General features: G+C 60.3%; 12 protein-coding genes. 6 read left to right on the top strand and 6 right to left on the bottom strand.

Annotation, left to right across the window (positions count from 1 at the left end; genetic code table 11):
- Positions 1–38: 38 nt before the first annotated feature.
- From RBB75_RS01855 to RBB75_RS01840, 4 genes are all read left to right on the top strand, one after another.
- Positions 39–1289 (top strand): J domain-containing protein, encoded by a 1251-nt coding sequence (locus RBB75_RS01855; RefSeq protein ID WP_353069339.1) that lies wholly within the window; start codon positions 39–41, stop codon positions 1287–1289.
- 128 nt (positions 1290–1417) lie between these two features.
- Positions 1418–1918, top strand: coding sequence for a hypothetical protein (locus tag RBB75_RS01850; protein ID WP_179639095.1), 501 nt, complete (start codon positions 1418–1420; stop codon positions 1916–1918).
- A gap of 6 nt (positions 1919–1924) precedes the next feature.
- Complete coding sequence (locus RBB75_RS01845) at positions 1925–2206, top strand: hypothetical protein (RefSeq protein WP_353069338.1); 282 nt, start codon at positions 1925–1927, stop codon at positions 2204–2206.
- Positions 2207–2337: 131 nt separating this feature from the next.
- A complete protein-coding gene (locus tag RBB75_RS01840) occupies positions 2338–2739 on the top strand; it encodes a MerR family transcriptional regulator (RefSeq protein ID WP_353069336.1) in 402 nt (133 codons plus the stop codon).
- Between the two features lie 208 nt (positions 2740–2947).
- Here the strand turns inward: RBB75_RS01840 and RBB75_RS01835 are convergent, their stop codons facing one another.
- From RBB75_RS01835 to RBB75_RS01825, 3 genes are all read right to left on the bottom strand, one after another.
- Positions 2948–4129, bottom strand: coding sequence for a glycosyltransferase (locus tag RBB75_RS01835; RefSeq protein WP_353069335.1), 1182 nt, complete (start codon positions 4127–4129; stop codon positions 2948–2950).
- A gap of 89 nt (positions 4130–4218) precedes the next feature.
- Positions 4219–6330 carry an ArnT family glycosyltransferase gene (locus tag RBB75_RS01830; protein ID WP_434557145.1) on the bottom strand — a complete coding sequence of 704 codons (2112 nt, stop codon included), beginning with the start codon at positions 6328–6330 and terminating at the stop codon, positions 4219–4221.
- Positions 6331–6406: 76 nt separating this feature from the next.
- A complete protein-coding gene (locus RBB75_RS01825) occupies positions 6407–8530 on the bottom strand; it encodes an ArnT family glycosyltransferase (RefSeq protein WP_353069334.1) in 2124 nt (707 codons plus the stop codon).
- A 274-nt stretch (positions 8531–8804) separates the two neighbouring features.
- Here RBB75_RS01825 and RBB75_RS01820 point away from each other — a divergent pair, with 274 nt between their 5' ends.
- Complete coding sequence (locus RBB75_RS01820) at positions 8805–9203, top strand: hypothetical protein (RefSeq protein ID WP_179639090.1); 399 nt, start codon at positions 8805–8807, stop codon at positions 9201–9203.
- 126 nt (positions 9204–9329) lie between these two features.
- Positions 9330–10892, top strand: coding sequence for a Ppx/GppA phosphatase family protein (locus RBB75_RS01815; protein WP_179639089.1), 1563 nt, complete (start codon positions 9330–9332; stop codon positions 10890–10892).
- On the opposite strand, the gene RBB75_RS01810 is transcribed toward RBB75_RS01815, so the two are convergent.
- The 3 genes from RBB75_RS01810 to RBB75_RS01800 form a co-directional block, all read right to left on the bottom strand.
- The gene (locus RBB75_RS01810; RefSeq protein ID WP_179639088.1) at positions 10844–11377 is read right to left on the bottom strand and encodes a SixA phosphatase family protein; all 534 of its coding nucleotides are present in this window, start codon (positions 11375–11377) and stop codon (positions 10844–10846) included. The two genes, RBB75_RS01815 and RBB75_RS01810, sit on opposite strands and share 49 nt — an antisense overlap.
- Positions 11378–11450: 73 nt before the next feature.
- Positions 11451–12587 (bottom strand): hypothetical protein, encoded by a 1137-nt coding sequence (locus RBB75_RS01805; protein WP_179639087.1) that lies wholly within the window; start codon positions 12585–12587, stop codon positions 11451–11453.
- 70 nt (positions 12588–12657) lie between these two features.
- On the bottom strand, positions 12658–14763 hold the full coding sequence (locus tag RBB75_RS01800) for a M1 family metallopeptidase (RefSeq protein WP_353069333.1): 2106 nt from the start codon (positions 14761–14763) through the stop codon (positions 12658–12660).
- Positions 14764–14783 lie beyond the last annotated feature (20 nt).

Genomic DNA, 14783 nt, shown 5'->3' with positions numbered 1-14783 from the left:
CGCGTGAGGCGCATTGGTAAGAGAATGGAAGAAAGATTATGGCGACGACACAGACGAAGGACTACTACGGCACGCTGGGCATAAAGAAGACGGCGACGGCAGATGAGATTCGCAAGGCTTTTCGGAAGGCTGCTCGGAAGTATCACCCGGATGTAAATCCGAATGACAAAAAAGCTGAGGAGAAGTTCAAGGAGATCTCCGAGGCGAACGATGTTTTGAGTGATGAGAAGAAGAGGAAGATCTACGACCAGTTTGGGTTCTACTCGGACAATATCGACCCGGCTGCGGCGGAGGCTGCTGCTCGTGGCGGCCATGGCGGAGGCGCGTCTTCTTCTGGTGGGTATGGTGGGGCGCAGCGTGGACCGCGTGGTGGGCAGGAGGTTCCGTTCGACTTTGGCGGTTTCGATTTTTCGGACTTTCAGAGTGGGCGAGCGGCGCAGCAGCAGGAGCCGGGCGGTGGGTTTAGCGGGAGCTTCAAGGACATCTTCAGCGGGATGTTCAACGGCGGAAAACAGGCTTCGCGCGGGCCGCAGCCTGGGACTGATCTTGAGTACCAGGTGAGCGTGGACTTCTGGACGGCGGTGCGCGGCGGCGTGGCGCGGCTGGAGATTCAGCGGCAGGAGGTCTGCCCGACGTGCAAGGGGAAGTCGACGACGGGCGGGAGCGTGGAGTGCTCGGAGTGCCATGGGTCGGGGCAGGTGACGCAGATGGGCGGCCGGATGAAGTTCAACATTCAATGCCCTCGGTGCGGCGGGTTGGGGAAGGTGCAGAACTTCTGCCCGACGTGCGATGGCGAGGGCGTGGTGACGAAGCGGGAGCCGCTGGAGTTTCGCATCAAGGCGGGGACGCGCGATGGGCAGAGGATTCGGCTGGCGGGGAAGGGCAATGCCGGGATCAACGGTGGGGCTGCCGGAGATCTGTTTTTGATCATCAAGGCGGGGACGCATCCGGTATTTACGCGGAGTGCGGATGACATATATGTAACTGTTCCGGTTACGATGACGGAGGCAGCGCTGGGAGCGAAGATTGACGTGCCAACGATCGATTCTCATGAGAGTGGAGCGCGGACGCAGTTGAAGATTCCGCCGGGTACGCAGACGGGGCAGAAGCTGCGGTTGCGGGAGAAGGGCGTGCCTTCGGCCTCGCGGGAAGGAGTGCGCGGGGATGAGATTGTTGAGGTGAAGATCGTGGTGCCGAAGGTGCAGGATGAGCGGAGCAAGGAGATTCTGCGGGAGCTGGCGAAGTTGAATCCGGAGGATCCTCGCGAAGATTTGTTTGCGAAGGCGTAAAAACAACTTCGCCGTGGAGCCGGGCCATTGCCGGGCCATTCACTGAGAAATATTCAGACGTACATGGTTTGTTTGCACTGATTCTGGTGCAGCGTGATGAAATCTCTTTAGTTCGGAGGTGATTCCATGTGGCTTCTGGCGAAGGCGCTGATGTTTCCCGGTCTCCTGTTCTCCATGGTGATGGCCTGTGCGGGGTGGGTGCAGGCGCAGAGTGGATTGCGATCGCGGCTGAGGTGATTGTTGGCCGCATGCTGGTGAAAAACGGCGAGCGGCAGGCGGCACTGGAACACTACAGGACGGACCGCACCTATCATCTGGAGTACGACGGAACCGGCGGGAGGCACCACGCGGAGATGGTGGTGCGGGCGGAGTATGTGGCTCCGGGGCGGAAGTACTTCACGGTGCTGTCGGAGTCAGGCTCGAAGGTGTTGTGTAAGGAGGTGTTGCACAGACTGGTGGAGAGAGAAGAGCAGACGGCTGCAAAGATGGATTGGCAGCGGTCGCTGTTTTCGACCGACACCTATAACGTGGAGTTGGTGGGGCAGGAGCAACTGGCTGGCGTGAACACGTGGGTGCTGAAGGTGGAACCGAAGGTCTCGAGCAAGGTGGCCTACCGGGGGAAGGTGTGAGTGAGCATGGATGACTTTGCCATGGTGCGCGTAATGGGGGAGCCGGTGAAGAGTCCTTCCTGGATGATTGACTGCGCAGCGTTCGACTCGTGGTACATGCGGCGGGGGGATGTTTGGGTTCCTGCGAAGAATGTTTCGACGACGCATGTACGGATTGGCGGCGAGGCGAAGGTGACGATCGACTACGGGAAGTATGACGTGCTGGCGGCGAGGCGGGTGGGAGCAGGGGATGAGCAGGGGATGGAACGAGTTCGAGATGCGACGCTGGCGGCTGGTCTTTTGCGGTAGGCAGGTGCGCGAATAACTTCGATGTTGATCTTGAGGATGGCATCTCAGAGGTTGTTTGACGATCGTGTGCCCTGAGGAGCTAGACTTCGATAAAGGATTTGATCGCGGCTGGGACTTCAGGGGTTGGGACTATGGCGACAAAGCGGAAGACCAAGGGCGCGTACATGATCTCGTCGGTGGCGGAGATGTACGAGATTCATCCGCAAACATTGCGGCTGTATGAGCGGGAGGGGTTGCTGCGGCCGTCGCGGAGTGAAGGCAATACGCGGCTGTATACCGATGAGGATCTGGAGCGGCTGGAGTTTATTTTGAACCTGGCGCGGGATCTGGGGGTGAACATCGCCGGGATTGCGATTGTGCTGCAGATGCGGGAGCGGATGGAGGAGATGAACCGGCAGATGCAGGGGTTCGTCGACTATGTGCGGACGGAGATGCTGACGCGGATGCAGCAACAGCAGGTACCTGGGACTGGGTTGATTCCTATGCGGCGACAGGTGGTGGTGACGGGGCGGAAGGATAAGAAGGGTAGCTGAGGGTGGTTCAGAATCTGGTCCTGCCGGACGGGCCCACTGCGCGTGGGGCGGTCACTTCGTGACTTGTATACCCGCTTCGCGTGGCGCTCCCGCTGGTCGCGAGGGAAGATTGATTCCGACCAACGGGAGGACCGGGCGAAGCTTTAAAAAGGCGTGCGAACGCCCGCCCTCCGCGTAGGAGGCCCGTCCGGCAGGACAGATTCTTAGCCTAGTGCTGCAGGGGGCCGAGGCGAACCAGGACGCCGCCGGGGTTGATGCGATAGCGTTCGCCGCGGTAGATGATCTCTCGTCCGAAGTAGCTGGCGGCCCAACTGTAGAAGCCGAGGAGGTCGCAGAGGGGGTAGAGCCAGAAGAATTTTAGAGCTAGCTTGTCGCGCATGATGACGAAGCCGATGAGCAGAGCCTGGAGCCAGCGATTGGCGAGCGCGGCGAAGAGGAGCCAGAGGCCGAGGGTTGGTCGTCCGAGGGCGAGGGAGGAGAGAAGGCCGAGGATGCCGAAGGGCATGGCGTAGGTGAGGCCGGTGCCAAGGTGTCCGGCGGGGCGGGTGCCGCGAGTATTTTTCATCCAGCTGATCTGATGGTGCAATCCGGAGAGGACGCTTCCGTAGTTGATGCAGTGATCGACGATGGCTGTGGAGAGGATTACTTTGTAGCCTTTTTCTGCGATGCGGTTGCCGAGCCAGAAGTCGTCGGCGAGCAGATCTCCCATGTCTTTGAGGCCACCTATCTCGTCGATCAGGGGCTTTCGGGTGAGGAGCGTGGGCCCGAGTCCGAACTTGATGTCTTCGAGTAGATTTGCGGTGAGGACGCCGCTGGAGAACTCGACGGTCTGGGTGAGCGCGGTGAGCAGGGAGGTGCTTCGTCCGGGTTTGCCGCGGAAGGTGCAGGTGACTAGTCCGGCGGCAGGGTCGGCGAGAGGTTGCAGGATGTCGTGCAGGTAGGAGGGGTTGACGCGGACGTCGCTGTCGGAGAAGAGGATGATCTCGTGCGTGGCTGCTTCGACCAAGAGCGCCATGGAGAAGGTCTTGGGGTTCTGCCAGAGCGGTTCGCCTGAGGCGATGAAACGCGCAGCGATGGATGGAAATCGGCTGGCTACCTCCTGAGCGCAGAGGATTCCGGGGTCGGAGAGGGACCTTGCGCAGAAGATGATTTCGAAGTCGGGATGGGTGAGCCGGAAGAAGCTCTCGAGGTTTTGCTCGAGTCCCATTTCCTTGCCGTGAAGGGGCTTGAGGATGCTTACCGGAGGGGCGTAGCTGCCTTGATCATTGCGGCGGGAGCGGAACTTCAGGCCGCCTATGAGGGCCAGAAGGAAGGATACTCCGGAGGTCAGGGTGCCGAGTATGCCGAGGATGAGGGCGACTCGAGCGATCAGGAGCAGGGTGGAAAACATGACTGCTGTAAGGATATCGGCTCGGGTGCTGTTGTGCCACTGCGGGGATTCGGGGTGCGTGGTGTTGGGAGGTTTTGTCAGAGGAACAATTATCGATTGGAGAGGATGAATTTGCCGCCCTCTGCCCCGAGGAGATGAACGGGGGCGAAGCGTGCGAGGTCGGCGGCGCGTTGTTTGCTGAAGGTGAGCAGGAAGATGCGCTGGGGTCCGATCCAGGCCTGGCGGAGTCCGTCGTCGGTGCCGAAGATGGGGGGAGCGTCGGGCCAGAAGGAGCCGTACCAAGGACCGTAGATGCGCCCGTTGACGAGGCCTGCCTGTTGGCCGGTGTAGAAGAGGACGGAGGAGCCGGAGGAGAGCCAGCCGTCGATGATGACGCGGTCGCCGGGGCGGAGTTGCTGTTTGACGGTGAGGGCGAGATTCTTCGATCCGAGGACGGGATAGAAGCGGACGAGGCCCTCGTGGGCGGCGAGGAGGGTGATGGTCATGGCGGCGGCCAGCACGAGATTTGCGGCGTAGGTGAAGGAGCTGAGGCGCAGAAGGTAGCTGACGAGGCCGACGCCGAGCATGCTGAGGGCTACGGCGGTGAGGGGGCCGCGGAAGAGTCCCATGGCGTCTCCGGTGAGGTCGAAGAGGTGGCCCAGGGAGAGGTTGTAGAAGTCGGGGTTGGAGTTGAGGAGAGATGCGAGGTCGGTGCCGGGGGCGGGGTGGGGTGCCGTGAGGGCGAAGTATCCGCAGACGATGGCGAGGGTGGTGGAGAGGGGAAGGAGGAGGCAGAGGTGCCAGCGGAGGGCGCTGCTGGCTGCTTTTAGTTTGGTGGAGGAGAGACTTTGAGTCTGGTCGGCTTGAGCGAGGAGGCCGCCGCCCATAAGGCATAGAGCGGGGATTGCGGGGATAGAGTAGTACTCCTGGCGGCTGGAGAGGGAGAAGAAGCCCATGACGAGGAGGCTCCAGAGAAGGAGAGAGAGCGATGCTTCATACTCGCGTGCGCGAGTGATGGTGTTTGTGGCGATGCGGTGGCGGAGAGTTCGGATGTGGGCGGCGATCGCTCCGGGGAGGAAGACGGTCCAGGGCATGATCCAGATGGCGAGGTAGATCCAGAAAACTAGGACAGGGGTTTGGCCGTAGTCGTGGGGGATGCGTTTGGAGAGGAAACGGGCGATGTGCTCGTTGTAAAGATAAAACCAGACCCAGCCCGCTTTGGCTGGGAGACCGAGGCCTGGGGTCATAGGGATGGCTGGGTTTCGGAGGGCGGCGAGGATGTGCCAGGGGGCGGCTATGGTCAGGAAGACCAGGGTGCCGGGGATGAGGTGGAGTCTCAGGAGGAGGTGGAGTTGTCTGGTGATGGCGAGGTAGAGGAGGACGAAGGCTATGGGGAAGACCACGCCTATGAGTCCTTTGGTCAGGACGTTTAGGGCCATGACTGCGGCGAAGGCGAGGCAGGGGAGGAGAGCGGAGGAGCTTACGTTCGCACCCTTCGCAAAGTGCGCGAAGGATGGGGCACCCGGGCTTTCGTGGATGGGGGAGGAGAGCGGATCGCTTACGCGATTGCCCATCTGAGCGGCGATAAGACTGCCGCGAAGATGGGGCACCCGGTTTTGTGACTCGATCTCAGATGTCCGGTTTTGTGGTGATTCGTGGATGTGGTCGAGGGCTATGAGGAAGAGGTGGACGGCGAGGGTCATCCAGAGAGCGATGAGGATGTCCGGGATGTAGAAGCGGGTGTAGATGTAGGGGCCGATGCTGGTGGCGAGGGCGATGGCGGCGTAGAAGCCTCCGCGGTCGGGTCTTTCAGACGGAGAGACTGTTGCGAAGAGGCGTATGCCGAGGGCGTAGACGGCAAGGAGAAGCGCGAGGGCGGCGAGAGCGAGAGGGAGTCGGGCGGCCCAGTCGTGAATGCCGAAGAGATGCATGGAGCCGGCGGCCATCCAGTACATGAGGGGGGGCTTGTCGAAGAAGCGTATGCCGTCGATGTAGGGGGTAACGTAGTCGTGGCGCTGGAGCATCTCGCGGGCGATCTCGATGTAGATGGAGTCGACGTCGTCGAGGAGGCCGGGGGTGAAGAGGCCGCCGATCTGGAGGATGAGCCAGAGAAAGAAGATGACAGCGAGAGAGACGGGATTCCAAAGGCGGCGCGATGTGGCGTTTTGTGGAGAGGTCTCGTGCACTGGGGTTTCTTCGTCGAGTTTTAGCTGGTTCTGCATGTTCGGTTTATGGCTTTGCCAGATAACCCGGTGATGCGGTCGATCTGCGAGTTGGGAGTTGTCTCGTTGATTCGACTCAGGGAGTTCTGCTTGGATAGTCCAGGGGACGGTCGGTAAAGAGGGCTTTGCCGGAGCTTTCGAAGAGAAGGACTTTGTGGTTGCCGAGGAGTTGGTCGACGGTGTCGCGTTTCTCCAAGGGGACGAAGAGAAGTTTGCGTTCTCCCTGGCCCCAGATCGTCAGGAGATCTTCCGAAGTGAGGAAGACGGGAGGCGCGTCGGGGAAGGTGCCGCCGAAGAGCATGGAGGAGGCTCGGCCGTTGACGAGATAGATCTGACGGTCGAGGTAGAAGGTGATCGAGGAGCCGTAGGACTGATCGCCAAAGAGGATGACTTTGTTTTCGCGGGAGATGGAATGGTAGGCTTCGAGCTGCTGGATGGTGTCGGCGAAGCTCTTTGAGGAGAGCATGGGGGCGAAGCGGGCGAAGGCGATGTGGGCTGCGATGAAGAAGCTGGTGGCGGTGAGGGCTACGGCTAGGGTTGCGGCGAGGTGACGGCGCTGGGAGCGCAGAAGCCAGGCGATGGCGGGACCGATGAGGAAGGCGATGGCGGCTAGTGTTGCGGGAAGACGCAGGGCGGCGAAGCTGGGGCCGGTGAGATCGAAGATGCCGGACATGGAGAGGGTGTAGTCGCCTACACCGCGATGGGCGAGGAGGTTGCCGATGTCCGGAACAAAGGGAAGGTGGCGGGAGGTCCAGAGGCCGTAGAGGAGGGTGATGGCGATGGCGACGCCGAGGACGGTGAAGGTGGCGTGGCCGACGGTGATCCAGCGGCGGGAGCCGGAGTCGGTGGAGTAGGTCTGCTCGGCGTGCGCGAGGGCGACGGCTAGGAGGAGGATCATGGAGAGGTAGGCGGGGAAGGTGTAGTACTCCTGATTGGTGGAGAGGGAGAAGAAGACAAGGACTAGTGACGCGAAGATGCTGAGAAGGAGCGTGCTGCGCTGAGCGAGGGTGTTGACGCGAAGCAGCGGAGTGCCGGAGTGGGAGTTCGACTGGCGGCGGCGAAGACCGTGGAGCAGGAATAGGATGAGCGCCAGGAAGAGCGTGAAGATGTAGGGGATCTTGAAGGCGTTTTGCAGGATGAGGCCGACTACCACGACAGCGTATGGCTGCCAGTAGAAGGTTCTTGCTTCGTCGATTGGTGCTGGGTTAGATGCTCGGTAGCGCTGGTAGGCGAGGTAGGTTTGGCGGACGAGGGTTCCGCAGAAGAGCGACCAGGGGAAGAGCCAGACGAGATGAAGGCTCCAGAAAAGATAGCCCGGGAGTCTATTGTAGTCCTTTGGGTAGCGGCGGCCGAGGAAGCGGAGGACGTGCTCGTTGATGAAGTAGAACCAGAAGAAGCCATGGCCGTTCATGCCTCCGGTGTTGCGCAGGCCGGCGAGGATGTGCCAAGGAGCCGCGATGACGAGGAAGAGCAGGATGCCGGTGAAGGGTTTGAGACTGCGCCAGTTTTTGTATTCGCCGCTGAGAGCGAGATAGACGATGGCTGCGCCGAAGAAAAAGACGAGAGCCACGAGGCCCTTGGTGAGGACGGCGAGAGCGAGCGCCGTCCACATGGTGTAAGCATAGACAGCTGGGGAGAACGATGCGCGGGTGTCTGTACTCTGCTGGGTTGTGGTTGCGTTGAGGGATCGTAGGAGGCAGAAAAGGGCGATGGCGAGGAAGAGGGAGAGCAGGACCTCGGGAATGTAGTAGCGGGTGAAGAGGAAGACGCCGACGGTGGTGAGGGTTGCGAGGCCGGTGTAGAAGGCGGTGCGGGCGTTGAAGGCTCGATAGGCCCAGTAGTAGCCAAGCAGAGCCAGGAGAAGGACGCCGATGGCCTGAGGAAGATGAGCGGCGAAGCTGTTGAAGCCGAAGAGGCGAAAGCTGAGGGCTCCGAGCCAGTAGGGCAGAGGCGCTTTTTCGAGGTAGCGGATGCCGTCGACGCGGAGGGTGACGAGGTCGCCTGAGAGGGCCATGTGACGGGCGGCGCTGGCGTGGGTGGCGTCGGCGTCGTCGAGCAGCGGGGGAGTGAAGAGGGCTGCGAAGAAGATGATGAGCCAGAGGCCGGTGAGAACGAGGATGGCCGTGGAGCGGCGGGGGGTACAGGAGTCGAGGGACGCCTCGGTGTCGGCGGTTGGTTCCAGTAAGGTTTCTTTGATCATGATTTGGGCGCTCTCTAAGCATAAATGGGGGAGAGGGCATGTTGTTGGTGTCGGCGGGCGGGATTTAGGGAATCGGCTGCGGGATGTAATCTGCTGGAGGTGGGATTTTGCTCCCTGAGGTGATTCCAGAATCATGCCTACGTTTGCCGCGATCGATATATCACTGCAAAGCATGAATAACGTTCTCGCAGGCTGAATTATTAGGTTCTCATCTACTAGCAGCAATCTGATAGGTGCTACTAGTAGAGAACATGTTTTTTGGAGCTATGAGGATATGAGCTTTGCCGAAGTAACCTCTGAACTAAAGGGTTTATATAAAGATCAATTGGGTTACCCTCATCCGCGCGTGACGGGGTTGAGTGAAGCGGACGTCCAACGTTGGGGCGATTCTCTTGGCGCGTCCCGATCCACGCTATACGATCAGATAGCACTCTATCTAGCGCGCGGTTTTCACGCTTCCGAGTTGACGTTTGCATTCTGTGATGCAGTTATCAACGATTTGTTCGGTGTGATTACATCCGCTGACGAGCATCGCCCAGACCTCTTCTGGGAGGTGTACCTCGCTTTTGATGAAGGAGAGTACTACCACGGTAACAATCGCGACGAGGACCCCATGGAGGTCTATACCCGACCAATGATCGCTCGTATAGTCAGTGGCATTTCTTCAAACTGAGACGCTACCGCAGTCTCAACGTCTTTGTTTTTCACACTACCTTGAACATGTATCTTGCTAAACATAGGGTTTTGCTCGGTGATCTCCGTGCAAGCCCGGTTGATTTTACCTGGAGTAACTAGCCTCATGGCCACTTTTGCCGCCGTAGATATTGGATCGAACTCTTGCCGCTTGAAGATTGCTACGGTTCAGATGCACCGGTTGAAGACTCTGCACGAGGACCGCGAGGTGACGCGGCTGGGGGAGAGTGTGTTTCAGACGGGAGTGATCTCGCCTGAAGCGATGGCGTCGACGATTCGGGCGCTGAAGCGGTTCCACAAGGCGGTGCAGCTGCATGTGGTGGATAAGGTTCGTGTGGTGGCGACGAGCGCGATGCGGGACGCGCGGAATGCCGCGGCGTTTACGGAGTGGGTGAAGGCGACGACGGGATGGAACGTCGAGGTGATCTCAGGGCTCGAGGAAGGGCGGCTGATTCATCTGGGGGTGGTGACGCATGAGGTTGGGGCACGGGGGCGGTGTCTGTTGATCGACTTGGGCGGCGGGAGTTGCGAGGTAACGCTGTCGGATGGGGGGCGGAACAAGTCGATGGTGAGTATGCCGCTGGGCGCGGTGCGGCTGCAGGAGGAGTTTCTGCGGACCGATCCTCCGTCGAAGGAGGATGTAGCGCGGTTGAAGCAGTTTATCGACCGCGAGTTGAAGCGGGCGGAGAAGAAGCTGGGAACGCCGAGGGTGGGGCTGGTGATTGCGACGTCGGGGACGGCGTCGGCGCTGGCGGAGGCGAGTGGGCATGTTCGTAAAGGCAGACTCGTGAAGAAGACGCTGGCCAAGAAGCGGTTGGAGCGCGTGGGTGCACTGACTGCGGATACTCCCGATGTGCGAAGGCTGGCGGATCGGCTGGCGAAGATGAACAACGCCGAGCGGGAGGCGGTTCCGGGGATTGGGCCGCGAAGGTCGGAGATCATTATTGGCGGGTCGCTGGTGTATGCGAGCCTGCTGGAGAAGATGGGGCTGAAGGGCTTTCGCTATTCGCCGCTGGGCTTGCGGGATGGGATGTTGGCGCAGATGCTGGCGGAGGTGGATCTGCGGACCTCAGTGCACCAGAAGATCGAGAGCGAGCGATGGGCTGGTGTGCTGGAGGTCTGTGAGAGATATGGAATCGAGCAGCGGCAGGTGGAGCCGGTGAGACAGCATGTGGTGGAGTTGTTCGATGCCCTGGCGCGGGTGCATGAGCTGCCGGAGGAGTACAGGCTGTGGCTTGAGGCGGCGGCGATGATGCAGGATGTGGGCAAGTTTATGAACCACCAGGGACACTACCGGCATACGCAGTACATCATTGCGAACTCGGAGATCTTCGGATTTTCGCCGGAGCAGCGCATGATCGTGAGCGCTGTTGCCCGGTACATGGGGAAGAGCCGGCCTGATGCGCTGGACCGGCCGATGCGGTGGATTCCTGTGGAAGAGCACATGAATGTAACGCGGGCCGTGGTTCTGCTGCGGCTGGCGGTGGCGCTGAATCAGGATCGGGCGAGTGCCGTGCTCCAGATGAAGACGCATGTGTACCCAAAGCGGGTGCTGCTGGAGCTGGTGCCAGGTCGCGGTGGGGCGGAGCTGGAGGCGTGGTCGCTGAAGAAAGAGGCGGCTTACTTCCGCGAGGTCTTTCGGCGGGAGCTCTTCGTCGAGGTGGCGTAGAGGGCGCGGACGGTGCGGGGGTCCAGCAGGGCCTGCAGGGTCGCTGGGCCTCGGGTGAGGACGACGCGGGCGATGGAGCCTTTGCGCAGCCGGATCTTGGCTTCGGGGCTGGATGCGGGCACCAGAAGCGATCCCAGGAAGGTAGTGAGATTGGGATTATGACCGACGACGAGGATGTTTTCGTGGCTGGCGAAGTCGCGCAGGAGCTTCTGGAAGTCTTTGACGGTGGCGGCGGGGGCGAGTGATTCCGATTGCAGGATCGGGGCCTCGTAGCCGGTTTCGGTGCCGATCAGTGTGGCGGTCTGGAGGCTGCGCTTGAGTGGGCTTGAGACGATGAGGTCGAACTGGATGTTCAATGCGTTGAGCACGTAGGCGAGCTGTAGGCTGTGCTTCTTACCCTCTTTGTCGAGGGGGCGTTTTAAGTCGAGGAGGGGGTTTTTTCGACGAAGACCGGCGCTGGCGTGGCGAAGAATGTACAAATTCATAATCTATTCACATTTTACCGCAGGGTTGTTTCTGCATCATGGCCGGGCTGTGAACTTGTGGTGAGATCGCGGACTATTGCGCTGGTTTGGTTGGATCGTGATGGAAGACTCCTGGGTCTGGCTCATCGAGTGAGGGGGAGGGTGGTTCGGGATTTGGGATTGGGTCTGGGATTGGGGCTGGGGTTTGGGCAAGGGGTTGCGATGGCTGCGGTGTTTCGTGGGTGGGGATGGGGGTATGGGTTGTGATGGGGTGATTGGGATGCAGCGGGTCGATGGGATTTATCTTGCCTACGACTGGAAGGATCGGCAGGGGAGAGGGGCGGAAGATCGGGTTTTGGAGGGCGAGCGAGGTTTCAGCTCCGCGCTGCCAGAAACGGGTGAAGAGGTAGAGGAAGAGTCCGAGCTGAGCGAGCACGACGGTGGGCCAGACTCGCGGCTGGGCGAGCATGTGCATGGAGGTGCGGGCGGTGACGATGACGGCGGCTGCTCCGAGGAGGGTGAGGAAGAGGAAGACCGGCCAGGCTTGAGAGAAGTGGGCGCGGAGGGTTCTCCAGGCGGGGCCGAGAGCGCGACGCATGCGGCGGTCCGGTTTGCCGTTGTGGCGCAGGTGTTGACCTAGCTGGACTGTGTAGACCTCGACGAGATCGAAGTAGAGGCGGAGGATGGAGGCGACGAGGAAGATAAGAATGTAACCGATTAAGGTCGCGAAGAAGGCGTGACGTCCAACAGCGTGCTTGTCCACGTGTTCGGCCCACTTGCCCTGAAGAAATACGAGAGGGCCGAGGATGAGCGCAGAGATCAGGATTGTGAGGAGGGTGATGCGGGCGAATCTCCAGAAGTGGAGCAGGCCCTGGTGGAGGAGAGTGCTGAGGCGGGCAGGAGTTTTGGTCTGGTAGCAGAAGAGCGTTCCTGGGACCAGCAGAAAATAGACTAGCAGGTAAAGGGGGATGGACGATAAGGAGCCGGTAGCGCCGGCGGAAGGGCCGTCTTGCAGGCGGAGTACAACTTCAGCTCCGGCACCGAGGTCGAAGCCGCTTGTGAGTTTTTGAGCGGCGAGGGAGTGATCCATGATTGAGCTGAACTGACTATGAAGGCGGACTGTGAAGATCAGTGCGAGAGCAAGGTTGAAAGCGTAGGCCCAGAGAACCGCGGGGAATCGGCGCAGCGTGAGGAAGAGCCCGTGAAGAAAGATGTTGCGACGTTCGATCATTTAGAGAACTCCTGATTTATGAGTGCGGGGCCTTCAGTTTTAGTCAGATGGTCAGTTAAAAAACCAGCATTCATACGATCCAGGAGGCGAGTTGGGCTAAGAGTTGTTGGAGGCTGAGCCAGAGGTTGGAGAGCTTGCGGGCGGGGATGTTGTTGGCTGCGGTGGTGTAGCTGTTGTTGAAGAAGTTTTTGTCCATGAGGATGGTGTGGTCGGGATCGATCTCGACGGAGAGAATTTTCGCGTTGCGGGTGTAGGTGAACCTGGTCCAGCGATCAAGACCGTCCCAGTGTTCGCGCAGGCGGGTGCCATCGTCGAAGACGATCTCTGCGGTGACAGGGAGGACGAAGTCGCCTTTGCGGCGGAGGTAGACGGTAGAGAGGTACTGGATCTGCTTCTTGTCTTTCGGCTCGGGAAGCCACCACGTGAGGGGATCGGAGGAGACTTGATCGACGGCGTAGTCGAACACCTGGGTTCCGTAGACGGCCTGGTTGAAGTAGGGCCGCAGACTTGAGACGGGTATGACCTGCGAGTTGACTGGAGCATTGAAGACGGCGGCGAGACCCGTCTGAGCAGCGAGTGGTAAGGTGTCTGGTTGGGTTGCTGTTTGAGCAGAGCGATTGATGACTGCGCCTCCGATGGCGGTGGCGCGGCCGTTTTTTATGGCTACTTCTTCAATGGTGCGGAGGAAGTCTTCGGTGGTGGGATGGGTGAAGCGATAGCGCATGAAGTAGGTGCGCATGGCCTCGTCCATAGTGTCGCGGCCGATGATGCCTTCAAGGGTGGCGAGGAGGGTTGCCGATTTGCCGTAGGTAATGCCGCCGTAGGAGTTGGCGTCGCGGAACTTGTAGGCCCAACGGGTGACGGGATCGAAGTCGGCTTTGGCGATGTATTCGAGCCGCTCATTTTCATAGTCGCCTGCGTTGGCGTAGGAGCGATCGAAGACGGAGGTGTTGGGGCCGAGGATGGCACCGAGCACACCGACTTCGGTGTAGGAGTTGATGCCTTCGTCGAGCCAGGCGTCTTCGAACTCGTTGGTGGCGACCATGCCGTACCAGTATTGGTGGCCGAACTCGTGTTCGGCGGCGATCTCAGTGAGGTGGGTTGGTTCGTACCAGGAGGTGTCGCCGGTGAAGAGGGTGGGGTATTCCATGCCACCCATCTCTGAGCCGGGTTCGGGGTCGATGACGGTGACGATCTTGTAGGGGTAAGGACCGTAGCGCTGGTCGAACTGGGCGAGGGTCTTTTGAATGATGTCGAGGTAGCGGAGGCCGGCTTTGGGATGGGCGGCGAGGGCGAGGACGTGGATCTTTACTGGTCCGAGGGAGGAGAGGTAGGTGCCGTCGGTGATGGTGAAGTTCGGGCTGGCGGCCCAGGCGAAGTCTCCAATGTCTTCGCCATAGAAGGTGAGGGTCTTTGTGTTGTCGGAGTTGATGACTTCGCCGATGGGGACGCCGCTGGCTCCGACGATGTAGCGACGAGGAAGGGTGAGGGAGACGCGGAAGGTGGCGAAATCGGAGAAAAACTCGGTGGTGGAGTGGTACTGATGGCAGTTCCAGGCACCGTGCCAGAAGACGCCGGGCTTGGGGTACCACTGGCCGCCCATGATGAAGTCTCGCTTGTAGCCGTTGCGCGCGACGGAGAGCGGGAAGACGTCGTGGAAGGCGATGCGGAAGGTGATGGAGTCGTTGGGCGCGAGGGAATGGGGGAGGGTGAGTTCGGCTACGGTGTGGTCTTCGGCGTTGTTGTCATCGGGTGCGATGAAGTGCATGGCTGCGGTGAGGTCGCCGTAGCCGTCGGCCTCGATGTGGGAGATGGTGATGCTGCCTAGCTTCTCTGGGGGGTAGCTGCTCTCGTCTCCCGGGTCGCGGACTCCGCCGGTGAAGTGGGTTTCGCGGGTGAAGGTGGACTCGGGTCGGAAGGCGTTGAGGTAGAGATGAAAGGGAATGGAGGTGAGGGATTGGCCGGTAAGGTTCTTATAGGTGAGTGTCTCAGTCGCGTCGAGAGTTTTTTTGCTGGTGTCGAGTTTGGCGTCGATGTTGTAGGCGACGACGCGGGTGGAGAGTGGCTTGCCGTCGGGGGAGTTGGTGGCGATGCTGGGCTGCGGAGTTGTCTGGGCGGGGAGGGCGAGGGGGAGGAGAAGCAGGGTGGCGGCGAGGAATAAGTGGAGGCGCGGCATACGGGGATTGTAGGGCTGCT

This window comes from Tunturibacter empetritectus, assembly GCF_040358985.1.
GTDB lineage: Bacteria > Acidobacteriota > Terriglobia > Terriglobales > Acidobacteriaceae > Edaphobacter > Edaphobacter empetritectus.
Note: the sequence above shows the minus strand (reverse complement) of the source record. Positions and strands in the feature narration are given on the sequence as shown.

What these genes read in the sequence shown, in the direction of transcription:
- RBB75_RS01855 (WP_353069339.1), top strand. Translation starts at nt 39, where the DNA reads ATGGCGACGACACAGACGAAGGACTACTACGGCACGCTGGGCATAAAG.
- RBB75_RS01845 (WP_353069338.1), top strand. Translation starts at nt 1,925, where the DNA reads ATGGATGACTTTGCCATGGTGCGCGTAATGGGGGAGCCGGTGAAGAGT.
- RBB75_RS01840 (WP_353069336.1), top strand. Translation starts at nt 2,338, where the DNA reads ATGGCGACAAAGCGGAAGACCAAGGGCGCGTACATGATCTCGTCGGTG.
- RBB75_RS01835 (WP_353069335.1), bottom strand. Translation starts at nt 4,129, where the DNA reads ATGTTTTCCACCCTGCTCCTGATCGCTCGAGTCGCCCTCATCCTCGGC.
- RBB75_RS01830 (WP_434557145.1), bottom strand. Translation starts at nt 6,330, where the DNA reads ATGCAGAACCAGCTAAAACTCGACGAAGAAACCCCAGTGCACGAGACC.
- RBB75_RS01825 (WP_353069334.1), bottom strand. Translation starts at nt 8,530, where the DNA reads ATGATCAAAGAAACCTTACTGGAACCAACCGCCGACACCGAGGCGTCC.
- RBB75_RS01820 (WP_179639090.1), top strand. Translation starts at nt 8,805, where the DNA reads ATGAGCTTTGCCGAAGTAACCTCTGAACTAAAGGGTTTATATAAAGAT.
- RBB75_RS01815 (WP_179639089.1), top strand. Translation starts at nt 9,330, where the DNA reads ATGGCCACTTTTGCCGCCGTAGATATTGGATCGAACTCTTGCCGCTTG.
- RBB75_RS01810 (WP_179639088.1), bottom strand. Translation starts at nt 11,377, where the DNA reads ATGAATTTGTACATTCTTCGCCACGCCAGCGCCGGTCTTCGTCGAAAA.
- RBB75_RS01805 (WP_179639087.1), bottom strand. Translation starts at nt 12,587, where the DNA reads ATGATCGAACGTCGCAACATCTTTCTTCACGGGCTCTTCCTCACGCTG.
- RBB75_RS01800 (WP_353069333.1), bottom strand. Translation starts at nt 14,763, where the DNA reads ATGCCGCGCCTCCACTTATTCCTCGCCGCCACCCTGCTTCTCCTCCCC.